Raw genomic sequence first — 21,499 nt, 5'->3', positions numbered from 1 at the left:
TGACTGTCGGCATGACGATGACGACGGTCCCTTTCGCGACGACGCTGATGGTTCGCGACCGCTGCCTGTGCATGCATGTGCAGAGAGCGGCGCGGGTGCTGGCCCGCCGCTTCGACGATGCCTTGCGGATGCATGGCCTCACCAACGAGCAATTCTCGCTGCTGATGTCGCTGAACCGTCCGGAGCCGCCGACGATTGGTGCCGTCGCCAGAACGCTGGGGGCCGATCGCACCACGCTGACCGCTGCGCTGAAGCCGCTGGTGCGCGAGGGGCTGGCCAGCGTCGCGCCGGATCGGGACGATAGGCGCTCGCGGCGCGTCGCCCTGACGCCCACGGGGCATGCCAAACTCCTGGCCGCGCTGCCGATCTGGCTGGCCCTGCACGAAGATCTGGAGGCCACGCTCGCCGATCCCGACGCGCCGACGACGCGCAAAGGGCTGGACGCGCTGGCCGCATGGACCGCCGCCGAACCAACGACAAAAACAGAGGAGAAAACGCCATGACCATTCACGTCTCCGCCTTCCGCTGGGTGCCGCCGTTCGCGCAAGGCCATGTCCGCGACCTCAGGGTGCGCTGGGCTCTCGAGGAAGCAGGGCTGCCCTATGAGGCCACGCTGATCGGGCGCGACGACCAGTCCTCGTCCGGATATCGCAGTTGGCAGCCCTTCGAGCAGGTTCCAGCGTTTCGCGACGATGAGGTCGAACTCTTCGAGTCCGGGGCGATCGTGCTCTACCTGTCGCGGAAATCGACTGCGCTGGCGCCTGCGGACGAGGCCGGTCGGGCCCGCGTCGCAACCTGGATCCTGGCGGCGCTCAACTCGATCGAGCCCCATATCAGCCAGCTCGCGCTGACCGACATCTTTCACAAGGGAGAGCCCTGGACGATCGAGCGTCGGCCGCAGATCGTGGAGATGGTCGACAAACGCCTGAAGCAGCTCGAAGCCGCGCTCGGCGAGAAGGATTACCTCGAGGGCGATTTCACCGCCGGCGACCTGATCATGGCCTGCGTCCTGCGCGACGTGCCCGACGACATCCTGGAGCGGGTTCCGAAGCTGGCTGCCTATCGCGCGCGCTGCATCGGCCGGCCGGCTTTTCAGCGCGCGCTGGAGGCGCAGTTGAAGCCGTTTTGGGAGAACGCGCCATCTTAAATCAGTTCTTGATCGATAATATCTTGAGCGAAAGATTCATCAATCCACTTGAGGTCGATCTTTAATTTCGATCCATTCTCGCTGAGTTTCATATCTTTTGATAAAGCCAAATTGCCCCGATCATCGATGTTGAACTTACTTCTGATCGATAGAATTATTTTTGCATATTCGGATATGGCCTTATTTCTGTCACTAACCAATTGAGATTTTATTGTAAAGTACGATTTTTCCCATTCTTCGATCAGTTTTATTATGGAAATAACACTTTCAATATTATTTGAAGCTATCTTTTATCTAAACAAATTGTCTTCCATCATTGCCTTAATAGAAAGATCGACGCTGATCGAGACCTTCCCATGCGTTTCATTGATGGATAGCCTTATCGGAGGCATATCATAATGCTGTACATAATTCCTTATGTGATACATTATTCTATAGTACACGCTGGAATCATATTCACTCGATAGCAATTTGTTCCACATATTATATTCAGGAGAATTTTTTCCGTAATCTTTTAAATATGATCTAGTTGAATGATCTATAAATGACCTAAACATACTACACATATTGGCTATTCTTATTGATATTGAATTAGAAAATTCATCCATGAAGTTTGCGTCAACGATTCCATTAGTGAGATACCTGTTACCGCCGTCAATCATTTCTTTGATTAAATCATTTCGATTAAATATGACTCCATTAGCGACATGCAAAGATGATCTAAATTGATTTAATTTGGCTATTGCATTTTCGATGTGGATAACTTGTTCATGATCTAACCTAGCCACCTCTTTAATCGCTGCGCCTCTTTTTTCCTCAGACGTTGCGATTAAGAGAAATCCAACGGGGACTTTTCCATCCTCAGCCATAATACCCTCGGACCGAACACATCAGTTCCGCCTCTCTGCGGTTGCAGACAATGAGAATCGGAACGATGCACGATCCTTATGCTTGCCCCTCGCGCTCTAGGTGCCAAGCCCCTAGATAGGAGCGTCGGCGCCATCGGCCGCCGCCCCTTTCAGCGTGAGCAGTCATGGCCGAAGCCGCCGCCCAAGTCGTTTCCCATGCCAGCTATCTACCGCCGATCCTGACGTTCTGCGCTGGCGCCGTCATCGCCGTGCCGATCTTCCGTAAGCTCGGGCAGTCGGCGGTGCTGGGCTATCTGGCGGCGGGCATCGTGATTGGCCCCTCCCTGCTGGGCGTCATCCAGGACCCGGACGCGATCCGTGGCACGGCCGAGATCGGCGTCGTGCTGCTGCTGTTTCTTGTCGGGCTGGAGTTGCAGCCGGCGCGACTCTACTCGATGCGTCGCGACATCCTCGGCTCCGGCCTGACGCAGATGGCGGTCAGCGCGGGCGTCATCGGGCTCGCCGGCTGGTGGCTTGGACTCTCGATCCCCGGGGCCATCGCCGTCGGTGTTTCCCTCGCCTTGTCGGCGACCTCGATCGCGCTGCAATTGCTCGAGGAACGCGGGGATGGAAACGAGCTTTACGGGCGTCGTACCTTTTCGATCCTGCTGTTCCAGGACATCGCAATCGCGCCGGTGCTTGCCCTGCTGCCGCTGCTGGCGACGACAGAGGGAAAAGCGGGCAGTCCGACAAGCGCCCTGATCGGCCTCGGCATCGCACTGGCGGCGATCGCGGCCATCGTTCTCGCCGGACGCTACCTGCTCAACCCGTTTTTCCGGATTCTGGCTCACAGCGGCGCCAAGGAGGTGATGACCGCTGCGGCGCTGCTCATCGTGCTGGGCGCAGCGCTGCTGATGGAGCATGTCGGGCTCTCCATGGCGATGGGCGCGTTCATCGCCGGCGTGATGCTGGCGGATTCGCATTTCCGGCACGAGCTGGAAGCCGATATCGAGCCGTTCCGCGGCGTTTTGCTCGGCCTGTTCTTCATGGCGGTTGGCATGTCGCTCGATCTCAGGATCGTGGCGGATAACTGGCTGCTGCTGGTCATCGCCGCGCCCCTGCTGGTGCTGTTCAAGATTGCTGTCGTCGCGACCATCCTGCGGGTGTCGTGCTCGTCATGGATCGAAGCGATCCGGGCCGGCGCCCTGCTCTCGCCCGCCGGCGAGTTCGCCTTCGTGCTGCTGCCGCTGGCTCTGGCCAACGGGTTGCTCGATGCCCGCCAGACGGCGATCGTGACCGCGCTGGCCGCCATCAGCATGCTGCTGGGCCCGATCGTCGCGAAGGCGATCGACACCGTCCTGCTCAAGCGGATTACGGCAGAAACGATCGACGAGGATTTCGACGGGGCCGGCCGCAGCGAGGTTCTGGTCATCGGCTTCGGTCGCTTCGGCCAGGTCGTCACCCAGGCGCTGCTGCTGCAGCATATCGACGTCACCATCATCGACGCCGATGTCGAACGGATCCGCTCGGCGGCGAAATTCGGGTTCAAGATTTATTACGGCGACGGAATGCGCCTCGACGTGCTGCGGGCGGCCGGTGCTGGCAAGGCGCGCGTCATCTGCGTCTGCATCGACAACAAGGAGTCCGCTTCGCGGATCGTCGAGATGGTGCGAGCGGAATTCCCGAATGCGCGCCTGCATGTTAGGGCGTTCGACCGCGTCCATGCCATCGACCTGATGAAGGCCAATGTCGACTACCAGATGCGCGAAACCTTCGAATCGGCGCTCGGCTTCGGCCGCGTCACGCTGGAGGCCATCGGCTTGACCCGCGACGAGGCCGAACTGGTCATCGAGCATGTCCGGGATCGCGACGCGCAGCGCATGGAAATCCAGTATAATGAGGGGATCGCGGCCGGCCTCAACCGCGTGCCGCGTGTCTCCCCGGAACCACTCGTCACGCCCAAGGGCAAGTCGAAGGCTCTCACTGCGGAAACGCAGGAGGTCATCGAGGACGGTGGCGCGGAGGTCGCGGTCGGGGGCGTCGGAGAGCCGGAGCGCTGAACGGCGGCGCTGCCCTCCTTCCGCAGTCCATCATCATCGATTGCCAGCGGCCCACCGGCTGCTATCGTCGCGGTCAACTCATAATGATCCGGGAGGCGCCTGATGATGAACCTGTTCGAGATCATGCAATCGGCCCAGAACGGCCAGGCGATGCAGAACCTTGCCCGGCAATACGGCATCAGCATGCAACAGACGCAGGCCGCGCTGGACGCGCTTCTGCCGGCCTTCTCGATGGGGCTTCAGCGTCAAACGCAGAATCCGTATGCCTTCGGTTCGCTGGCGCAGATGATGACGGCCTCGCCCTATGCGCGCTTCTTCGAGGCACCGAGCACGGGCATTCCGCCGGGCGCCAACAGCGCCGGCAACGATGTGATCAGCCGCATCTTCGGGTCGCAGGAGGTGGCGCAAGCCGTTGCGGCGCAGGCTGCCGCGACCAGCGGCGTCAGCATGGCCATCCTCAAACAGATGCTGCCGGTCATCGCTGCGATGCTGATGGGGGGATTATCGAAAACAGCGAGCAGCGAAGGCCTCGGCGGCATGCTCGGGCAATTCGCGGAGATGATGCGCGGCCAGATGCCGAGTGCGCAACCTGCTCCCCAGCCTCAGGTCAACCCGATGGATGCGATCCTGCGCGGGATGTTCGGGCAGGCGAGCGCGGCGCCGCCCCCCGCGGGCCAGACCGGGGCCGGCCCCAACGACCCCTTCGGCGGCATGTTCGGGCAGATTCTCGGCGGCATGTTCGGGGGCGGCGTACCAGGCGCCGGAGCGGCTGGCAGCCCAGCAGCGCCGCCGCCAGCGCCGGAACCTGAAGCGGCTGCGGTACCGAATTCAGACCTGCCGCCCGGCCCCGGTTCGATCGGGCTCGATGCGCTGAACCAGATGTTCGAGCACGGACGCCAGATTCAGGACGATCACCAAAAGGCGATGAAATCGATCTTCGACGCGATGCTGGGCGGCGGCCAGCCGCCACGCTGAGCGGCGTCGAGGCTCAGCGCCAGCCGCTTTCTGAATGAAAAAAGGGCGGAAGCCGAAGCTCCCGCCCGTAAGAGCGCTGCACCAAGGGGTCAGGCGCAGCGCGAAAAAATGTCAGGCGCAGTGAGCCAAAGCGGGTTCGGAGCGCACGGCCAGACTTTCGCCGCGCATGGCCAGCCTTGGGCCGCTTTCGGAGAGGCGGACGGCCTGCTGGCGGCGAGCGTCGGCGACATCGGCGCTGGCACTTGCCCGCGACGCCAGAACCTTGGACGGATCGGCCAACCAGGAACTGGCGAGGGCGCCACTCACATCCGAGCGCACGAGCCCGATATCTTTCAAGCTCCGCTCATCGAGTTCGCCGAGGCGCATGACCTCGCGTCGATGCATCAAGGCGCGGCCAAACAGTACGATTTGCGTCAGGCCCGTGCCGGCAACGCGCACGACACCGGCCGGAACGGACGACAGCGACTTTGCGGCGATGGTCAAGAGCAGCACGACAGCCTCCTCAGGCGAAAGATGAACACGGTGTCCACCGCCGGCCTGGACGCACCTTCTGGCCGCCAATCGGTGAACATCGACAGGTCTAATCCGACGCTGGTCATCAGCCAAACGAATGGTTATGATCTTTCGCAACACGGATATTGATGATGTCCGTTGACGGGAAACGCCATGGCCCATGTGCTCGACGCCGATCAACTGAAGACCTTCGTCGCCATCGCCGACACCGGGTCGTTCACCCGCGCGGCCGAGATCGTCTTCAAGACGCAATCAGCCGTTTCGATGCAGATGAAGCGGCTGGAGGAGCGCGTCGGCAGGCCGTTATTCGGCCGCGACGGGCGCCACGCGAAGCTGACCGAGGATGGCGAGCGGCTGCTGGATTACGCACGCCGGATTGTTCGCCTGAACCTGGAATGCGTCGCGAGCTTTACCGATGCCGACCTCAAAGGCCGCATTCGCCTTGGCGTTCCCGACGATTACGCCGACCGCTATCTGCCGGAAATCCTGGCCCGCTTTGCCCGCTCCAACCCGCGCTCGGAGGTGACGGTCGTCTGCGAACCGACGCCGATGCTGGCGGAGCGGATCGCCACGGGCGACATCGACCTTGCCATCATCACCCATGTCGAGAACCGCGGACAGGGCGAAATCATCCGCATCGAGCCGCTGCTATGGGTGACCTCGGCCCGCCACGCCGTGCACGAGGAAGACCCGCTGCCTCTCGCTTTGGGGCGGCCGAATTGCAATTGGCGCCAGGCCGCGGTCGACGCGTTGGAGGCGAAAAACCGGCGCTTCCGCGTGCTCTACGCCAGCTGGAATTCGACGGCGGTCGGTGCCGCGGTGGTGGCCGGGCTTGCCGTCTCGGTTCTGCCGGAAAGCGCAATCCGTTCGGGAATGCGGATCCTCGGACCTTCGGACGGGTTCGCCACCCTGCCCTCCTGCAAGATCGGGCTCCTGCGGACGCGCTTCGACCCTTCGGTGCTGTCGAATGCGCTGGCAGAGCACATCATCCAGAGCCTGGACAATCTGGCGAGCTTCAAGGTGGCGGCGGAGTAAGGCGCTTCGACCCGAAAAGCGATGCGAAGTCCGATCAGCCGAAGCCGCGTCCGACGGCTTCGAAGAAGCCTTTGACCGTCTGACCTATCTGCGTCGCGCCGGCAATGATCGACAGGGACACGAACCCCGCAATAAATGCGTACTCGATCACGGTCGCGCCGCGCTCGTCGCGCAGCAGACAGACCCATCTGGCGGCAAGCGTCTTCATGCGGCCAGATTAACGGCCCATTCGCGGCAAAAGCGTTAATTTGCCCGGTGCAATGCCACGCTTCCGACGGAAATCGGTATCGCCGGGGTTCAGAACGCCAGCGCCCGCATAACCGGCTCGACGGCGCCGCCCCATTCGCCGCGATAGCGCGCTTCGAGCTGTTGAGCGAGCGTTCGGTCGCCGTCGATGATCGCCTGCAGCGGCGCGAGATGGCGGCTCTCGTCCTGGCCTTGCCCATCCTTGCGCGCGCGGCGCACCAATCCGGCGCGCGACAGTTCCAGCACCTCGCGCGCCACGTCACGGAGCGGACGACCGGCTGCGTCGGCAGTGAGCCCCTGCTTCGGCACGGCATCGCGCAGGGCCTGGCGCTGCTGGGCGTTCCAGCCCTTGACCAGATCCCAGGCCGCATCGAGCGATCGGGTGTCATAAAGCAGGCCGACCCAGAACGCGGCCTGCGCCACCAGCATTTCCGGCGGACCGGCATCGGCGCCGCGCATCTCCAGAAAACGCTTCAGGCGAACTTCCGGGAAGATCGTCGACAGGTGGTTCGCCCAATCGGAAATCGTCGCGCGCTCGCCTGGCAGTAGCGCCAGCCGCCCGGCCAGCAGGTCGCGGAAAGAGGCGCCGGCGACATCGTGGTAAACATCGCCGCGCTTGACGAAATACATCGGCACATCGAGCGCGTAATCGACGTAACCTTCGTAGGACATGCCCTCGTCGAAGGCGAAGGGCAGCATCCCCGAGCGCTCATTATCCGTATCGCGCCAGATTTCGGAGCGCATCGACTGGAAGCCGTTCAGCTTGCGCTCCAGGAACGGCGACGACGCGAAGAGGGCGGTCGCCAGCGGCTGCAACGCCAGCGAGACACGCAGCTTGCGCACCATGTCCGCCTCGGTGGCGAAGTCGAGGTTGACCTGCACCGTGCAGGTCCGGAACATCATATCGAGACCCATGCTGCCGACCTTCGGCATGTAGTTCGCCATGATCTTGTAGCGGCCCTTGGGCATCACCGGCGTCTCGCCCCGCGTCCACAGCGGCGAGGCTCCAAGGGCGACGAAGCCGATATCGTGCGGCTCCGCGACCGCCTTCACATCTGCGATATGGGCTGCGAGTTCGTCGGCGGTTTCGTGGACCGTCTCGACCGGCGCGCCGGAAAGTTCGAACTGACCGCCCGGTTCCAGGGAGATCGCCCCCCCGAGATCGTCCGGTCCGGCCAAACCGATGATATGCCCGTCATCGACGATCGGCTCCCAGCCGAGCCGCTGCTGCATCCCCTCGAGCAGGGCGCGGATGCCGCCGGCGCCAGCGCGCCCCTCATAGGGAACAGGCGCGAGATCGGCGCGATAGAACGGAAACTTCTCGTGCTCGGTACCGATGCGGAAGCGCTCCGGCGGCTTCTCGCCGGCTGCGATCCAGGAAACCAGCTCCTCCTTGGAGCCGATCGGGGTGGAATCGGACACGTCGCGAGCCATAGGCGCTCCGGCAGAACAGACGAAAGGCCTGGGCGCCCGGCTGCCGAAAGGCGGCCGGATCAAGGCGCGGGGAGCACAGACATAGGCGAGAGCCGAACGCGCGACAACGACCGCGGCCTTGCATTCGCGAAAGGGCGGCAAGCGTCCCAGGCAAGGCTAGCGCACCCGGCATGGTCCTCAGCCGGCGCGACGCGGGCCCGATGGATTGATCGAGGGGCGGAGCGCGCCGCCGCCGCCTCGGGTGGTTGCGGCGATCCACTGCACGACTGCGGCCAATGCCGCATCATCGCTCCCACCGGCTTCGCGAGCCCCTTCGAAAACATGCAGTTGCGCGTCGGCGCTGGTCCCGTCCGAGATAATTGCCGCGCAGCGCGCCAGTTCGGGGACGCAGTAGAGGGCGACAGCATCCTCCGCCAGCTCGTTTTGAAGTTCGGCGACGAGGTCCGCGACCGGGCGCATTCCGGAACCATCCGCAGCGATGAGTCCGCCATGGATGCCATAGCGCTGGGCGCGCCACATGTTCTCGGCGGCGATGCCGCGCGTCGCCGGCGTCGGCCGCGCATGGAGCGCGGGATTGCGTAGGAGATGACGAACAAGGCAGCGATATAACGCGGCGATGGCAAGCGTGTCCTCCAGCCGCGTGCAACTGTCGGCGATTCGCAGCTCCAGGGTCGGATGGCGCAGCGAGGGGCGGATCGCCCACCAGATATAGCTCGCATCCTTGATAGCGCCCGCTTTGGTCAGCGCCTCGACATAAGCGCGATAGTCGTCCGGCTCGGTGAAAAGCTCGGGCAAGCCCGTTCGAGGCAATTCGTTATAGGCCGCAAGGCGATAGCCGAGCAGGCCCGTCGGGGCGCCCTGTCAGAAGGGTGACGAGGTCGAAAGCGCCAGGAGAAGCGGCAGATAAGGCATCAGGCGGGCCATCAACCGAATGCGATCGTTTTCATCTTGCACCTCGACATGGATATGCAGACCGCAGAACTGATTGCGGCTGCCGATCATCTGAAGATCGCGCAGCAGCGCATCATAGCGCGCCGCATCCGTGACCTTCTGCTCGGACCACACCGCACGGGGATGGGTGCCGGAGGCCAGCAGCAGCATGTCGTACTTCGCCGCGAGCCCGGCCAGCCCCTGCCGCAGGCGAAGCAACGTGCTGCGCGCTTCAGTCATATCGCCCATCACCGGCGTCGCGATCTCGATCTGCGACTGCAGCATTTCGCGTTGCACCTCCTCGGGAAAGGCGGCCTGCGCGGCTTCGATAAAAGCCGGCGCCACCTTGCCGACCGCGCCGTGCGTCGTGGCGTCAGCGAGGAAATACTCCTCTTCGATGCCGAAGGGGAACGTCGCGTCCATCTGTCTGCCTCCATCTCCCGCAGACGATCCGCGGGCTGTCGGAGGCGCGGCCTTTGCGCCGTCGTCGAGCATCAGCTTCTCGCCCCTCGTTTTGCCAACGCGGCGACTTGCCAACGCGACGAGGCTCGGGCGCGTTCCGTCAATCGCGCGACCAGTCGCCCAGGACAGCCTGGATCACGGCCAAGGCAGCGACGGCCGCCGTATCGGCCCGAAGGATCCGGGGGCCGAGCGAGATCGGCAGCGTGTTGGGACGCGCCGCGATGAGGCGGCGCTCGGCGTCGTCGAAACCGCCTTCGGGTCCGATCAGGACCGCGACCGGGCTAGGAGGCCGGCGGGCCAGCGCGGCGATAGGGCTCTGCTGCGCCATGTCCTCATCGCAGAAGATCAACAGGTGCTCAGGAGGCAGCCCGGCCAGCGCCGCTTCCAGCGGCTGCTCGGGCTCGATGCGCGGCAGGCTCAAAATGCCGCATTGCTCGGCAGCTTCGATCGCATTCGCCCGGAGCCTCTCGAGGTTGATGCGCGAGACCTGCGTGCGGCGGGTGAGCACGGGCTGAAGCACGCCTGCGCCCATTTCCACCGCTTTCTGCGCCATATAATCCAGCCGCGCGTGCTTTAGCGGGGCAAAGAGATAATGCAGCGTCGGTGGCGGCGGCTGCGTCCTGACCTGCTCCGCGAGCGTCAGGCTCGCCTGCTTGCGTCCCTCCGGCGCGACATGGGCCAGCCATTCTCCGTCGCGCCCGTTGAAGACCCGTACGGCCTCGCCCGCCTTCAGGCGCAGCACGTTCAGCAGATAATTCGCCTGGTCGCGCTCCAGCACGAGCGTGCTGCCCACGCTGTAGGGAGCGTCGAAATAGAGCCGGTGGCGGGCGAAATCAGGCAGGGACATCGGCAAAGGAACCTCGCCGCATCGGCGGATGCGTAAGTTGAGTCGCAAAAAGCGCCACAATCCCGCTCTAGGGCAAGGGCTTCCGACAGAACGATGCGATTCCATCGATGTCTTCATGATGCGTCTACGCTGAAGGCCTCATGGACTCGCACGGGTTTTTGGCGTTAACAGCGGCAGCTGTTAAGCATAGCGGGCGGGAACGGCCAGAGGCGGCCGAGACAATCTGGAGAAGGACGGCATGCGGCGAAAGATGGCTTCAGGAGTGCTCGCGACCCTCGGCCTTGCGGCCGCGTCGCTGTTGAGCGCAGCTCCGGCCTATGCGCAGTCCAGCACAGGCTGCGAACAGATGCAGAAACTGCTGACCGAGCGCAGGTCGATGGTCGAGCGCATCGCCGCCGTCCAGAAAGCGAAGCGCAAGATGACCCCGCAGGAGGCTTGCTCCACTTTCGGGCGTCTGGCGAACAACGGTGAAGCGACGCTAAAATTTGCCACCGCCAACAAGGATTGGTGCCAGATCCCCGATACCTTCATCGATGGGATGACCACCGATAACAAGAAGATCATCACCATCCGTGGCCAGGCCTGCAATGCCGTCAAGCAGCAGGCTACGATGCAGAAGCGCGCGCAGCAGCAGGCCCAGGGCGCCAACCCGTTCGGCGGCGCCGATTCGGTGACGAGCGGCGCGGGCGGCGGACTGCGTGTTCCGCAAGGCGCGCTCTAAGGCTGTCTGATGACCGAGCGCGCGCGTCCCGGATCGCTGTCCGGCGAGGATGCGCCGCTCCCCGATGCGGTGAGCGGCCACTGGGTCGATACGCTCGCGCCACGCGCCACCCGGCCCTTCCTCAAGCTCGCCCGCATCGAGCGGCCGATCGGCTGGTGGCTCCTGTTGTTGCCCTGCTGGTGGTCGGCGGGGCTGGCCGCGATCGCGGCGGGACAGCCCTTGCCCAATCTTTGGCATGCTGTGCTCTTCCTGATCGGCGCGGTGCTGATGCGCGGCGCCGGCTGCACCTTCAACGACATCATCGACCGCAAACTCGACGCCGAGGTCGCGCGCACGCGCGGGCGGCCTTTGCCGTCCGGCCAGGTGACCACAAAAGCGGCCGCGCTCTTCATGGTCGCGCTCTCGCTCGGCGGCCTCGTCGTACTGCTGCAGTTCAACCGCTTCACGGTGCTGCTTGGCATCGCCTCGCTGGTGATCGTCGCGATCTATCCCTTCATGAAGCGCGTAACGAACATGCCCCAGTTTGTTCTGGGGCTCGCCTTCTCCTGGGGAGCGCTGCTGGCGTGGAGCGCGGTGTTCGGCCGCCTCGATGCGCCCGCCTATCTGATCTACGCGGCATCGGTCGCCTGGACCGTCGGCTACGACACGATCTACGCGATGCAGGATCTCGAGGACGACGTCCTTGCCGGGATCAAATCGAGCGCGCGCTATTTCGGCGAGTATACGCGAGAGGCGGTCGCGATCTGCTTTGGCTTGGCGGTGGCGTTGATCGCGACGGCGATCTGGCTCGTCTCGGGCGGCGTTGTCGCCTGGCTCGGCTTTGCGGGCTTTGCCGTGCATCTCGGCTGGCAGATCGCGCGCATCCCCGGCGCGAAGGCGCATGAAGCGCTGATGCTGTTCCGCTCGAACAAATGGGCCGGGCTTGTTCTCGCCGCCGGCCTCGCGCTCGATGGCGCGGGCCGCACTGCGCTCGGGTTTTAGTCCGTCAGCCGCTCGCCGGAGACCATGACCGGCAATTCGGCCAGCCGGCCGGGCTTGCGCCGGGTTAGGAATCGCGGCCTGCGCCCGGCCAGCAGCGCATAGCGCCGCCTGATCCGCGTCGGGCCAAGCGCGACGCGGCCAAGCTGGGGAAACGGTTCGGAGATGGTGCCCTCCCCGGTTTCCAAGAGCAAAGGCAAGCCGCTGGTGCGGCCGACATCGCGCCAGAGAGCGACGGCATCCTCCTGGTCCGCAGTGGCGATGACGACCGAGCGCCCGTCGCCTGCCGTCAGCGTCAACTCGAAGCGCTCATCGGTGCCGGTGGGGTTTGCCAGCCGCAGCGCGACGCCGCGCCAGCCGGCCGACGCCCGCAGGATGCGGACCGAGCCGATCCGCTCGAGGCCCGGCGCTGAGGGCTGCCGGGGCATCGGGTTGTGGGACACGATCGCTGATGTGATCGGTCCACCGGAGAGACGTGGTGCAAGACCACTCCCTCCGGCGACCGGCGTGACGCTGGCCATCGGTTATAACGCCTCTCTCAATCCCTGCCGCAGCGGAGCCCTCTGTCGATGCCGGGGCTCTCGTGCTTGCCTCACGAAGGTGGCCGGGGCCGGTGTGCGAGCGCTTAACCGGCGAGGTTAAAGGAGCGTGTTTCGAGCCTTATCGGCGGCCCAGGAGGGGCTTTCCGGCGTGATGCTTGACGAAGTCTTTCCATTGCGAAGCGCATTTTCGGCTTGAAACGACATCCCGCGCGTTCGATACCGGAGCCATGACCGCATCAACGCTCCCTATCGCCGCCGAACTGATGAGAGCGGTGAGCGAAAGCTGCCTGGAGGCCGGCGAGATCGCGCTGAACCTTTTCCGCCCCGGCGCGAAGACGGCGGCACGGACATGGGCGAAAAGCGGCGGCTCGCCGGTGACCGAAGCCGATATCGGCGTCGACACCTTCCTGCGCGTGCGGCTCTCCGCCCTCCTGCCAGAGGCGGCATGGCTCTCGGAGGAGACCGTCGACGATGCCCAGCGGCTCACCCGACGCCTCGTCTGGGTCGTCGATCCGATCGACGGCACGCGCGCCTATATGGGCGGATCGCCCGATTGGGCGGTCTGCGTCGCGCTTCTCGAAGGGAGCGAGCCTGTCCTCGGCATCGTTCATGCACCCGCCTGCAACGCGACCTATAGTGCCATCCGCGGCGCAGGCGCGAAACGCAATGGCGAGCCGATCCAGACGACCGTGCACCCGGCTTTGACGGATGCGCGCATCGCGGGCCCGAAGCCCATGCTCGACGCGCTGGCCCGGATCGCGACCTTTCATGCGGCCGACAAGATTCCGTCGCTGGCGCTGAGGCTTGCCCGCATCGCCGACGGCTCGATCGACGCAGGGCTCATCTCGGCGGGCGCGCGCGACTGGGATCTGGCTGCGGCCGATCTCGTCTTGAGCGAGGCGGGCGGTGTCCTCAACGGCGGCCAGGGCGAGGCCGTCGTCTATAACCGCCCGGTGCCGGTCCATGGCGTGCTGGTCGCGAGCGACGCGGCGCTTGCCTCCCCGCTGCTGCAAGCGTTGCGAGAGGCACGCGAACAGACGCAAACAAACTGAATTTTCCGCGCGGAGCGATTTTTTCGCGCCTGCAGCATTCGGCCGCCTCGCGCCCGCCGCCGCAATGGCTTATGGAGGCGCCCTACGGCCATGGAGAGAGCGATGAGCGCGGAACCGGACCAGAAGCAGCTTCTTCACCTCGTCTTCGGCGGCGAGCTCGCCTCCCTCGACGGCGTCACCTTCAAGGACCTGTCGAAGCTCGACATCGTCGGCATCTTCCCGGACTATGCCAGCGCCCATAACGCCTGGAAGGCAAAGGCGCAGCAGACGGTCGATCAGGCGCAGACGCGGTATTTCGTGGTGCATCTGCACCGGCTGCTCGACCCCGAAGCCACCAAGGCCTGAGCGGCCGGCAAGCACCGGAACGATGGGTTTCTCGATCCTCAAGACAAAGATGGCGCAGGAGACGCTCGGCAGGCTGCTCGCCGGCTATCTGCGCCTTGTGCGTCGCACGAACAGGATCGTTTTCGAACCTGCCGGGATTTACGAGCAGGTACGGCCGGAGCTGCCGCTGATCTACGCGATGTGGCATGGCCAGCACATCATGATCCCCTTCGCGAAGCCGGAGTGGATGAAGGCGTCGTCGCTGGTCTCGCGTCATGGCGATGGCGGCTTCAACGCGGTCGCTCTGCGGGAACTCGGCATCGGGGCGATCCGCGGTTCGGGCGCGCTCGGCAAGAAGATCCGCGAGAAAGGCGGCGCCAGCGCTTTCCTGGCCATGGTACGCAAGCTGGCAGCCGGCGAATCCATGGTGCTGACGGCGGATATTCCCAAGCGCGCGCGCATCGCCGGTCCCGGCATCGTCGCCCTCGCGCGAGCGTCAGGCCGGCCGATCCGGGCGGTGGCTGTGGTGACGAGCCGGCGCATCGACTTCAACAGCTGGGACAGGGCCTCGATCGGCCTTCCCTTCGGCCACGGCGCCGTCGTCGTGGGCGAGCCGATCTACGTCGCGCGCGACGCCGACGAGGCGACGCAGGAGGCCGCGCGCCTTGCCGTGCAGGCGAGCCTTGATACCGTCCATGCCCGCGCCTACGAACTGGTCGGCGCCCGCGACCCCGGCGCCGGGCTGCGCGGCGCTGGCGCGGCAGCAACTCCTTCCGCGAATGCGCCCGCTGCGACGGGGCCGGTCGCATGAGCCGGAAGGGATTGCCGCTGCGGGCCTACCGCATCGCCAGCGCGCTGCTGCAGCCGGCGGTAGCCGCGCTGCTGCTGGTGCGCCAGCGTCGCGGCAAGGAAGACCCGGAGCGTCTGGGCGAGCGGCGTGGCCTTGCCAGCGTCAAGCGACCGAACCGGCCGCTGGTCTGGCTGCACGGCGCCAGCGTCGGCGAGACGGTGACGCTGCTGCCGCTGATAGCGCGCCTGCAAAAGCGCGGCCTGACCGTGCTCGTCACCTCCGGCACGGTCACCTCGGCGCGGCTGATGGCGGCGCGCCTGCCGGCGGGCGCCATCCACCAGTACATCCCGCTCGACGTGCCCCGCTACATGCGCCGCTTCCTCGAGCATTGGCGGCCGGAACTCTGCCTGATCTGCGAATCGGAGATATGGCCGAATCTGCTGGTCGAGGCGCAGCGCCGCGCGCTGCCGGTCGTGATGGTCAATGGGCGAATGTCGGAGCGCTCCTTCGCGCGCTGGTACAAGATGCCGCGCTCGGCCCGCTTCCTGCTCTCCTGCTTCGAGGCCTGCTTGGCGCAATCACAAGCCGACGCCGAGCGGCTGGCGCAGCTCGGCGCACCGCGCGTCAGTGTCGCCGGCAATCTGAAATTCGACGTACCGGCTCCCCCTGCCGATGCCGACACGCTCGCCATCCTCGACGGGATGACGACCGGCCGCCCGGTCTGGATCGCCGCCAGCACTCACCCTGGCGAGGATGAGCTGGTGCTAGGTGCCCATCTCGCGCTGAAGCGCCATCTGCCGAAGCTCCTGACGATCATCGCGCCACGCCACCCGCAGCGCGGCAGCGACATCGTCGCCTTGGCGGAAGCAAACGATGTCGCGGTCTCCCGCCGTGCCGCCGGGGAAAGCCCGGAGCGCGACGTCGATCTCTACGTCGCCGACACGCTGAACGAACTCGGGCTGTTCTACCGGCTGTCGCAGGTCGCCTTTCTGGGGGGCTCGCTGATTGACGGCATTGGCGGTCATAATCCGATCGAGCCGGCCAAGCTCGGCTGCGCGCTGCTGCACGGACCCTTCGTGCATAATAATTCCGAAATCTTCGCAGCCTTCGACCAGGGCGGTGGCGCGCGCGAGGTTGCGGACGCGCAAGCACTGGCCGGCGCGGTGCATCGCTGGCTCAACGAGCCCGCCGGCGCCAGGCAGGCGGCACGTGCGGCCGCCCAAACCGCGAACCAGCTCGGCGGCGCGATCAACCGTACACTGGACGCGATCGAGCCCCTGCTGATGCGCGCCGCACTCGGGCAGCGCGAGACGGCGCCCTGATGCCAAGCGCGCCCGGGTTTTGGTGGCGCGAGAAGCCGACGCCGCTGGCTTGGCTGCTGGCGCCGCTGGGAGCGCTTTACGGCGCGGTGACGCTCCGGCGGATGCGACGAGCGGGCACGCCTGCCGGCCTGCCGGTGATCTGCGTCGGAAATTTCATCGCCGGCGGCGCCGGCAAGACGCCGACCGCGATCGCGCTGGTCGCCCTGCTCCGACAGCAGCGTCAAACGCCCTTCGTGCTGATGCGCGGCTATGGCGGAAAGCTGGCCGGCCCGCTCGAAGTCGATCCCTCGCGCCACACTGCAGCCGAAGTCGGCGACGAGCCCCTGCTGATGGCGCGCCATGCCCGCACGGTGATCGCCCGCGATCGGGTCGCAGGAGCCGCCCTGGCGCGGCGGGCCGGCGCCAGCCTCATCGTGATGGATGACGGTCTGCAGAACCCGGCGCTCATCAAGGATTTTAAGCTGGCTGTCGTCGATGGCGGCAGCGGCGTGGGAAACAGGCTCTGCCTCCCGGCCGGGCCTTTGCGGGCGCCGCTGTCAGGACAGCTCGCCGAGATCGACGCGGTGCTCGTGATCGGCGATGGAGAGGCGGGCGATCGCGTCGCGCGCCTTTCCCAGACCCGCGTGAAGGGCGTCTTCAAAGCCCGGCTCTTGCCGGATATCGCTACCGCAAACAGATTGCGGGGGCAGCACGTGCTTGCGCTTTCAGGCATCGGGCGGCCTGAAAAATTCCGGGCGACGCTGGATGGGATCGGGGCGAAAATCGTCGCCGAACGGCGCCTCAGTGACCACCACGCCTATTCCAGCAGCGATGTCGCCAGCATCGTCGCGCAGGCAAAGGATCTGGACACCCTCGTCGCCACGACCGAAAAGGACATGACCAAGCTCTCCGGGCTCTGGCCGGCGAGCGACGCCGCGATGCTGGTGCCTGTGCCGGTCACGCTTGTTTTCGAGGACCAGGCAGCGGTCGAGGCGCTTCTCCGCTCGGCGCTAGGCACGTCCGGCGCGGCGTAGGCGAAGGAGCGCTGCTTCAGGCGAAGCATAAGGCTCCTGCCAATCCACAGACCAATACCGGAGGTCGTCGAGGCGGATCGGCGCGCCGGTCACCGCGCAGCGCACGAAGGCGCCGGGCTTCACCACGCGGAACTCGCCATGGCCGTAGTCGAGGGCCGCCTCGGGACCCTGTGTCGGAAGGCGCTCGCTGATATTCATCAAACTTGCATCAAATCATTGATTTGCGGCGCAGGAAGCCGGAATAGTCGTTGGTCCCGGAAACACCCGGATCTTGATAAACCTCTGGTCGGTGATGTCCAGTCTGTGGCGCCTTCTGGCGTGCGTGATCAGTCTCGTTCTGCCCGCCCTGCCGGCTCTCGCCAGCGGCTATGAGCGCGTCGAGATTCCGATGGATGGCGGGCATCTCGACGGCGTGCTGTTCCGCCCTGCCGGCGCCGGCCCGTTTCCCGCGGTCATCGCGCTGCATGGCTGCGGCGGGCTGTGGCGCGAACCCGGCAAGCTTTCGCTGCGCCACGCCGATTGGGGCGAGAGGCTGGCGGCGGGCGGAATCGCCGTGCTGATGCCCGACAGCTACGGCTCGCGGGGGCTCGGTTCGCAATGCGGTGTCAAGGATCTCACCGTCCGCGCCGGGCGGGAACGCACCGGTGACGTCGCGGCCGCGCGCGCCTTCCTGCAACAGCGCGGCGATATCCGCGCCGCCGCGATCTCCCTGATCGGCTGGTCCGGCGGTGGCTCGACCGTGCTGAACGCCGTCCGCAAGGACCGCGCGCCGACCGACGGCAATCCGGATTTCCGTCGCGCGGTCACCTTTTATCCCGGCTGCCGCGCCCAATCGGAGACGCCGAGCTTCGCGGTCAGGATCCCGCTGCTGATTTTGATGGGGGCCGATGACGACTGGACCCCGGTGGCGCCCTGCGGCTACCTGACGCGCGCCGCCCAAATGCGGGGCGAGCCCGTGGAACTTGTCGTCTATCCCGGCGCCGTGCATGATTTCGACCATCCTCGGCTCGATCTCAACGAACGCGAGAACGTCGCCTTTTCGGCCAACGGCACCGGCAAGGTCACCGTCGGGACCAATCCGGCGGCGCGCGCGGATGCGCTCAAGCGCGTCGAGACCTTTCTCAAGGCGCCGTAAGGCTGCGTCTCAAAAAAGGTTGCCCTGGCTTGCCGCCTTTGGCCCTTCCTTGCGGGCAGGACGCGGCGGCTGAGCCCGGATCGGCGCATCGCCGCCTGCGACGATCGCGCCGAAATGGCCGTCACTGACCTGCACGTCGAGCAGGCGGCCCGGCTCGGCCTGTGCGATGCCTCGGACAAGCCCGCCGGATTCGTCGCGGATCAACGCATAACCGCGCGCAAGCACCGCATCGGGGCCAAGCGAACGGATCAAGGCCCAGAGCGAGGCGAGACGGTCCTGCCGCTTCGAAAGGCTTTGCGCAAAGGCCCGCTGCGAGCGACCGGCGGTCTGCTCGCTACGGTCGCGACGCCGCAGGATCGATTGGCCGAGTGCGTTGCGCATCCTCGCTTCGAGAACGCCGAGCCGGGCCTGATCAGTGCGAATGCGGGTGCGTTCGGCTGTAAGCGCATTGGTTCGCGCGGCGGCGAGCACCCTTCCGAACCCGGCAAGCTCGGCGCGCAGCTTGGCCAGGCGCAGACGCGGCGAATGATCGGAAAGGCGCCGCGCCAGAGCCTGGAGCTGCAGTTCATGCGCACGGGCATTGCGGGCGAGCGCAGGGGCGAGGCGCGCCGCTGCGAGGTCCAGCCGCTGGCGCGGGCCCGACAGCACGGCTTCGGCCGCCGGCAATGCACGCGCGAGCGAGCGCAGATCCGCGCGGCGCCGGTCGGAGAGCCTGCGCATCGCGCCATGCTGGCGCCGCGACAAATCCGCGACCGAGGCCATCAGCTCGGCCCGCACCGGCACGACCTTTTCTGCCGCGCCGGTCGGCGTCGGTGCGCGCAGGTCGGCTGCATGATCGATCAGTGTCCAGTCCGTCTCGTGGCCCACCGCGGAGACCAGCGGGATCTGAGAGGCGGCGGCGGCACGGACGACAGCCTCCTCGTTGAAGCCCATCAGGTCCTCGAGCGAGCCACCGCCGCGCGCGACGATGAGCACGTCGGGTCGTGGAATGCGCCCGGTTTCCGGCAGAGCATTGAAGCCGGAAATCGCGTTGGCGACCTCGGCGGCGCTGGTCTCGCCCTGCACCCGTACCGGCCAGACCAGGACATGGCGCGGGAACCGATCCTCCAGCCGATGCAGGATGTCGCGAATGACGGCGCCGGTCGGCGAGGTCACGACCCCGATCACGCGAGGCAGATAGGGAATCGCGCGCTTGCGCTCCTCGGCGAAGAGGCCCTCGGCGGCGAGCCGCTTGCGGCGTTCGTCGAGCAGCGCCATCAGCGCGCCGACCCCGGCCAGCTCCAGCGAATCGATCACGATCTGATAGCTCGACTTGCCGGCGAAGGTGGTGACCTTCCCCGTGGCGATCACCTCCAGGCCTTCCTGAGGCCGGGTTTTCAGCCGGCCGAAGACGCCCTTCCAGATCACCGCATCTATCTTGGCGTTGACGTCCTTCAGCGAAAAATAGACGTGGCCGGACGCGACCGGGCCGCGATACCCCGAAATCTCGCCGCGCACGCGCACGAAACCGAAATTATCCTCGATGGTGCGCTTCAACGCGCCGGACAGGTCGGAGACCGACCACTCGGGAGCGTTGCCGGCGGGCTTCTGCGATTCGCTGTCCATGGTCGGACCATAGCGGTGCGAAAGCCGCGGCAGAAGCGTTGCGGTGAATGTCTCCGGCCGCTATTGCGGCCAGACGAATATGGCTCCGGAACCCTTGCGGGTCATCCCGGACGGAGCAAAGCGCAGATCCGGGATCATGCCGGAACCCTTCTCGGTGAAGGTCCGGAATGGCTCCCGGATCTTCCTTCGGTCCCTCGGGATGAGCCAGGGACGGATGTCCGAACAGGAGACGGCAGCATGAAGATTCTTCTGATCGGGTCCGGTGGCCGCGAGCATGCCTTGGCCTGGGCGATCTCGGCGTCGCCGCTCTGCGACCAGCTCTTCATCGCGCCGGGCAATCCCGGCACGGCGCAATGCGGGGCGAACGTCGTGATCGACATCGCCGACCATCAAGCCGTCGTCGCCTTCTGCCGACTGCAAGGCGTCGGGCTCGTCGTCGTTGGGCCGGAGGGTCCGCTCGTCGCGGGCATCGCCGACGATCTCAAGGCCGCCGGCATCAAGGTCTTCGGTCCGTCGAAGGCGGCAGCGCAGCTCGAAGGGTCCAAGGGCTTCACCAAGGAGCTTTGCGCTCAGTTCCACATCCCGACCGCGGCCTTCGGACGGTTCTCCAATGCCGACACGGCGAAGGCCTATGTCGCGCGGCAGGGCGCGCCGATCGTGATCAAGGCGGATGGGCTCGCAGCCGGCAAGGGCGTCGTGATGGCGCAGACGCTGGACGAGGCCAATGACGCTATCGAAATGATGTTCGCGGGCGGGCTCGGAGCTGCCGGCGCGGAGGTCGTCATCGAGGAGTGGATGCAGGGCGAGGAGGCGAGCTTCTTCGCGATCTGCGATGGCAGCCATGCGCTGCCGTTGGCTTCGGCTCAGGACCATAAACGCGTCGGCGACGGCGACACCGGCCCCAACACCGGCGGCATGGGCGCCTATTCGCCTGCCCCGGTGATGACGCCCGCGCTTGAGCAGCAGGTGATGACCGAGATCATCCACCCGACGCTCGCCGGCATGGCCAAGCGCGGGATGCCGTTCCAGGGTGTGCTCTTCGCCGGGCTGATGATCACGACCGAGGGACCGAAGCTGATCGAATACAATGTCCGCTTCGGCGATCCCGAATGCGAGGTGCTGATGCCGCGCTTGCTCAGCGACATCGTGCCGGCGCTGCTGGCGGCCTGCGACGGCGTGCTTGGCAGCGTCGATCTGCGCTGGAAGGATCAAGCCGCGCTGACGGTGGTGCTGGCGGCGCGGGGATACCCGGCCCAGCCGGAGACCGGCAGCGTGATCCGCAAGCTCGACGCGGCCGAGGGTCTGGACGACGTGCTGGTGTTCCATGCGGGCACCGCGCAGAAAGGCGGCGAGCTCGTCGCGAGCGGCGGCCGCGTGCTTAACGTGGTCGGGCTCGGGAAGAGCGTGACCGAAGCGCAGGCCAAGGCCTATGGCGGCGTCGACCGTATCGATTGGCCGGAAGGCTTCTGCCGCCGCGACATTGGCTGGCAGGCTGTCAAGCGCGAGCAGGGCTGAGCGCG

22 protein-coding genes and 1 pseudogene are annotated in these 21,499 nt (G+C 65.6%); 14 read left to right on the top strand and 9 right to left on the bottom strand.

Annotated features, from left to right (window positions below; translation table 11 throughout):
* Nucleotides 1–17 precede the first annotated feature (17 nt).
* Together AC1DR6_RS07960 and AC1DR6_RS07955 are read left to right on the top strand one after the other, a co-directional pair.
* Nucleotides 18–503 carry a MarR family winged helix-turn-helix transcriptional regulator gene (locus tag AC1DR6_RS07960; protein ID WP_476828991.1) on the top strand — a complete coding sequence of 162 codons (486 nt, stop codon included), beginning with the start codon at nucleotides 18–20 and terminating at the stop codon, nucleotides 501–503.
* Entirely contained in the window at nucleotides 500–1,147 is a 648-nt protein-coding gene (locus AC1DR6_RS07955; RefSeq protein ID WP_476828659.1) for a glutathione S-transferase family protein, read from the top strand. The genes AC1DR6_RS07960 and AC1DR6_RS07955 overlap by 4 nt, the downstream gene beginning before the upstream one ends.
* 290 nt (nucleotides 1,148–1,437) lie before the next feature.
* Here the strand turns inward: AC1DR6_RS07955 and AC1DR6_RS07950 are convergent, their stop codons facing one another.
* A complete protein-coding gene (locus AC1DR6_RS07950) occupies nucleotides 1,438–2,016 on the bottom strand; it encodes a hypothetical protein (RefSeq protein ID WP_476828658.1) in 579 nt (192 codons plus the stop codon).
* Between the two features lie 164 nt (nucleotides 2,017–2,180).
* Between AC1DR6_RS07950 and AC1DR6_RS07945 the strand changes: the two genes are divergently transcribed.
* Both AC1DR6_RS07945 and AC1DR6_RS07940 read left to right on the top strand, forming a co-directional pair.
* Nucleotides 2,181–4,055, top strand: coding sequence for a monovalent cation:proton antiporter-2 (CPA2) family protein (locus AC1DR6_RS07945; RefSeq protein WP_476828657.1), 1,875 nt, complete (start codon nucleotides 2,181–2,183; stop codon nucleotides 4,053–4,055).
* A gap of 102 nt (nucleotides 4,056–4,157) precedes the next feature.
* Complete coding sequence (locus AC1DR6_RS07940; protein ID WP_476828656.1) at nucleotides 4,158–5,030, top strand: DUF937 domain-containing protein; 873 nt, start codon at nucleotides 4,158–4,160, stop codon at nucleotides 5,028–5,030.
* Between the two features lie 111 nt (nucleotides 5,031–5,141).
* Here the strand turns inward: AC1DR6_RS07940 and AC1DR6_RS07935 are convergent, their stop codons facing one another.
* Nucleotides 5,142–5,723, bottom strand: coding sequence for a YjiS-like domain-containing protein (locus AC1DR6_RS07935; protein WP_476828655.1), 582 nt, complete (start codon nucleotides 5,721–5,723; stop codon nucleotides 5,142–5,144).
* Between AC1DR6_RS07935 and AC1DR6_RS07930 the strand changes: the two genes are divergently transcribed.
* On the top strand, nucleotides 5,697–6,578 hold the full coding sequence (locus tag AC1DR6_RS07930) for a LysR substrate-binding domain-containing protein (protein WP_476828654.1): 882 nt from the start codon (nucleotides 5,697–5,699) through the stop codon (nucleotides 6,576–6,578). The genes AC1DR6_RS07935 and AC1DR6_RS07930 overlap by 27 nt on opposite strands.
* Nucleotides 6,579–6,612: 34 nt before the next feature.
* Here the strand turns inward: AC1DR6_RS07930 and AC1DR6_RS07925 are convergent, their stop codons facing one another.
* The 4 genes and pseudogenes from AC1DR6_RS07925 to AC1DR6_RS07910 all read right to left on the bottom strand — a co-directional run bounded on the left by AC1DR6_RS07925 (nucleotide 6,613) and on the right by AC1DR6_RS07910 (nucleotide 10,497).
* Nucleotides 6,613–6,786: a Flp family type IVb pilin gene (locus AC1DR6_RS07925; RefSeq protein WP_476828653.1), complete on the bottom strand. Its 174-nt coding sequence runs from the start codon at nucleotides 6,784–6,786 to the stop codon at nucleotides 6,613–6,615.
* An 89-nt stretch (nucleotides 6,787–6,875) separates the two neighbouring features.
* Nucleotides 6,876–8,258, bottom strand: coding sequence for a glutamate--cysteine ligase (locus tag AC1DR6_RS07920; RefSeq protein ID WP_476828652.1), 1,383 nt, complete (start codon nucleotides 8,256–8,258; stop codon nucleotides 6,876–6,878).
* A 177-nt stretch (nucleotides 8,259–8,435) separates the two neighbouring features.
* Nucleotides 8,436–9,611: pseudogene (locus AC1DR6_RS07915) on the bottom strand (carboxylate-amine ligase).
* 139 nt (nucleotides 9,612–9,750) lie between these two features.
* Nucleotides 9,751–10,497: a 16S rRNA (uracil(1498)-N(3))-methyltransferase gene (locus tag AC1DR6_RS07910; protein ID WP_476828651.1), complete on the bottom strand. Its 747-nt coding sequence runs from the start codon at nucleotides 10,495–10,497 to the stop codon at nucleotides 9,751–9,753.
* Between the two features lie 376 nt (nucleotides 10,498–10,873).
* On the opposite strand from AC1DR6_RS07910, the gene AC1DR6_RS07905 reads away from it, so the two are divergent.
* Together AC1DR6_RS07905 and ubiA are read left to right on the top strand one after the other, a co-directional pair.
* Entirely contained in the window at nucleotides 10,874–11,218 is a 345-nt protein-coding gene (locus tag AC1DR6_RS07905) for a hypothetical protein (RefSeq protein ID WP_476828650.1), read from the top strand.
* A 9-nt stretch (nucleotides 11,219–11,227) separates the two neighbouring features.
* Nucleotides 11,228–12,199 (top strand): 4-hydroxybenzoate octaprenyltransferase, encoded by a 972-nt coding sequence (gene ubiA, locus AC1DR6_RS07900; RefSeq protein ID WP_476828649.1) that lies wholly within the window; start codon nucleotides 11,228–11,230, stop codon nucleotides 12,197–12,199.
* Here ubiA and AC1DR6_RS07895 read toward each other — a convergent pair.
* Entirely contained in the window at nucleotides 12,196–12,717 is a 522-nt protein-coding gene (locus AC1DR6_RS07895) for a DUF6101 family protein (protein ID WP_476828648.1), read from the bottom strand. The genes ubiA and AC1DR6_RS07895 overlap by 4 nt on opposite strands.
* A gap of 248 nt (nucleotides 12,718–12,965) precedes the next feature.
* On the opposite strand from AC1DR6_RS07895, the gene AC1DR6_RS07890 reads away from it, so the two are divergent.
* From AC1DR6_RS07890 to lpxK, 5 genes are all read left to right on the top strand, one after another.
* Nucleotides 12,966–13,790 carry a 3'(2'),5'-bisphosphate nucleotidase CysQ gene (locus AC1DR6_RS07890; RefSeq protein ID WP_476828647.1) on the top strand — a complete coding sequence of 275 codons (825 nt, stop codon included), beginning with the start codon at nucleotides 12,966–12,968 and terminating at the stop codon, nucleotides 13,788–13,790.
* Between the two features lie 102 nt (nucleotides 13,791–13,892).
* Entirely contained in the window at nucleotides 13,893–14,135 is a 243-nt protein-coding gene (locus tag AC1DR6_RS07885) for a DUF4170 domain-containing protein (RefSeq protein ID WP_476828646.1), read from the top strand.
* 22 nt (nucleotides 14,136–14,157) lie between these two features.
* Nucleotides 14,158–14,925: a lysophospholipid acyltransferase family protein gene (locus AC1DR6_RS07880; protein WP_476828645.1), complete on the top strand. Its 768-nt coding sequence runs from the start codon at nucleotides 14,158–14,160 to the stop codon at nucleotides 14,923–14,925.
* Complete coding sequence (locus AC1DR6_RS07875; protein ID WP_476828644.1) at nucleotides 14,922–16,226, top strand: 3-deoxy-D-manno-octulosonic acid transferase; 1,305 nt, start codon at nucleotides 14,922–14,924, stop codon at nucleotides 16,224–16,226. The genes AC1DR6_RS07880 and AC1DR6_RS07875 overlap by 4 nt, the downstream gene beginning before the upstream one ends.
* The gene (gene lpxK / locus AC1DR6_RS07870) at nucleotides 16,226–17,239 is read left to right on the top strand and encodes a tetraacyldisaccharide 4'-kinase (protein WP_476828643.1); all 1,014 of its coding nucleotides are present in this window, start codon (nucleotides 16,226–16,228) and stop codon (nucleotides 17,237–17,239) included. The genes AC1DR6_RS07875 and lpxK overlap by 1 nt, the downstream gene beginning before the upstream one ends.
* Here lpxK and AC1DR6_RS07865 read toward each other — a convergent pair.
* Entirely contained in the window at nucleotides 17,216–17,437 is a 222-nt protein-coding gene (locus tag AC1DR6_RS07865) for a DUF2093 domain-containing protein (RefSeq protein ID WP_476828642.1), read from the bottom strand. The genes lpxK and AC1DR6_RS07865 overlap by 24 nt on opposite strands.
* Nucleotides 17,438–17,510: 73 nt before the next feature.
* On the opposite strand from AC1DR6_RS07865, the gene AC1DR6_RS07860 reads away from it, so the two are divergent.
* Entirely contained in the window at nucleotides 17,511–18,374 is an 864-nt protein-coding gene (locus AC1DR6_RS07860) for a dienelactone hydrolase family protein (RefSeq protein ID WP_476828641.1), read from the top strand.
* A 9-nt stretch (nucleotides 18,375–18,383) separates the two neighbouring features.
* Here the strand turns inward: AC1DR6_RS07860 and xseA are convergent, their stop codons facing one another.
* Nucleotides 18,384–19,979: an exodeoxyribonuclease VII large subunit gene (gene xseA, locus AC1DR6_RS07855; protein WP_476828640.1), complete on the bottom strand. Its 1,596-nt coding sequence runs from the start codon at nucleotides 19,977–19,979 to the stop codon at nucleotides 18,384–18,386.
* A 237-nt stretch (nucleotides 19,980–20,216) separates the two neighbouring features.
* Here xseA and purD point away from each other — a divergent pair, with 237 nt between their 5' ends.
* Nucleotides 20,217–21,494, top strand: a complete 1,278-nt coding sequence (gene purD, locus AC1DR6_RS07850; protein WP_476828639.1) for a phosphoribosylamine--glycine ligase — start codon at nucleotides 20,217–20,219, stop codon at nucleotides 21,492–21,494.
* Nucleotides 21,495–21,499 lie beyond the last annotated feature (5 nt).

It is taken from the genome of Allobosea sp. P5_A5 (assembly GCF_056400625.1).
This window is presented reverse-complemented; position numbering and strand designations above follow the sequence as displayed.

What these genes read in the sequence shown, in the direction of transcription:
- AC1DR6_RS07960 (WP_476828991.1), top strand. Translation starts at nt 18, where the DNA reads ATGACGACGGTCCCTTTCGCGACGACGCTGATGGTTCGCGACCGCTGC.
- AC1DR6_RS07955 (WP_476828659.1), top strand. Translation starts at nt 500, where the DNA reads ATGACCATTCACGTCTCCGCCTTCCGCTGGGTGCCGCCGTTCGCGCAA.
- AC1DR6_RS07950 (WP_476828658.1), bottom strand. Translation starts at nt 2,016, where the DNA reads ATGGCTGAGGATGGAAAAGTCCCCGTTGGATTTCTCTTAATCGCAACG.
- AC1DR6_RS07945 (WP_476828657.1), top strand. Translation starts at nt 2,181, where the DNA reads ATGGCCGAAGCCGCCGCCCAAGTCGTTTCCCATGCCAGCTATCTACCG.
- AC1DR6_RS07940 (WP_476828656.1), top strand. Translation starts at nt 4,158, where the DNA reads ATGATGAACCTGTTCGAGATCATGCAATCGGCCCAGAACGGCCAGGCG.
- AC1DR6_RS07930 (WP_476828654.1), top strand. Translation starts at nt 5,697, where the DNA reads ATGGCCCATGTGCTCGACGCCGATCAACTGAAGACCTTCGTCGCCATC.
- AC1DR6_RS07925 (WP_476828653.1), bottom strand. Translation starts at nt 6,786, where the DNA reads ATGAAGACGCTTGCCGCCAGATGGGTCTGTCTGCTGCGCGACGAGCGC.
- AC1DR6_RS07920 (WP_476828652.1), bottom strand. Translation starts at nt 8,258, where the DNA reads ATGGCTCGCGACGTGTCCGATTCCACCCCGATCGGCTCCAAGGAGGAG.
- AC1DR6_RS07910 (WP_476828651.1), bottom strand. Translation starts at nt 10,497, where the DNA reads ATGTCCCTGCCTGATTTCGCCCGCCACCGGCTCTATTTCGACGCTCCC.
- AC1DR6_RS07905 (WP_476828650.1), top strand. Translation starts at nt 10,874, where the DNA reads ATGGTCGAGCGCATCGCCGCCGTCCAGAAAGCGAAGCGCAAGATGACC.
- ubiA (WP_476828649.1), top strand. Translation starts at nt 11,228, where the DNA reads ATGACCGAGCGCGCGCGTCCCGGATCGCTGTCCGGCGAGGATGCGCCG.
- AC1DR6_RS07895 (WP_476828648.1), bottom strand. Translation starts at nt 12,717, where the DNA reads ATGGCCAGCGTCACGCCGGTCGCCGGAGGGAGTGGTCTTGCACCACGT.
- AC1DR6_RS07890 (WP_476828647.1), top strand. Translation starts at nt 12,966, where the DNA reads ATGACCGCATCAACGCTCCCTATCGCCGCCGAACTGATGAGAGCGGTG.
- AC1DR6_RS07885 (WP_476828646.1), top strand. Translation starts at nt 13,893, where the DNA reads ATGAGCGCGGAACCGGACCAGAAGCAGCTTCTTCACCTCGTCTTCGGC.
- AC1DR6_RS07880 (WP_476828645.1), top strand. Translation starts at nt 14,158, where the DNA reads ATGGGTTTCTCGATCCTCAAGACAAAGATGGCGCAGGAGACGCTCGGC.
- AC1DR6_RS07875 (WP_476828644.1), top strand. Translation starts at nt 14,922, where the DNA reads ATGAGCCGGAAGGGATTGCCGCTGCGGGCCTACCGCATCGCCAGCGCG.
- lpxK (WP_476828643.1), top strand. Translation starts at nt 16,226, where the DNA reads ATGCCAAGCGCGCCCGGGTTTTGGTGGCGCGAGAAGCCGACGCCGCTG.
- AC1DR6_RS07865 (WP_476828642.1), bottom strand. Translation starts at nt 17,437, where the DNA reads ATGAATATCAGCGAGCGCCTTCCGACACAGGGTCCCGAGGCGGCCCTC.
- xseA (WP_476828640.1), bottom strand. Translation starts at nt 19,979, where the DNA reads ATGGACAGCGAATCGCAGAAGCCCGCCGGCAACGCTCCCGAGTGGTCG.
- purD (WP_476828639.1), top strand. Translation starts at nt 20,217, where the DNA reads ATGAAGATTCTTCTGATCGGGTCCGGTGGCCGCGAGCATGCCTTGGCC.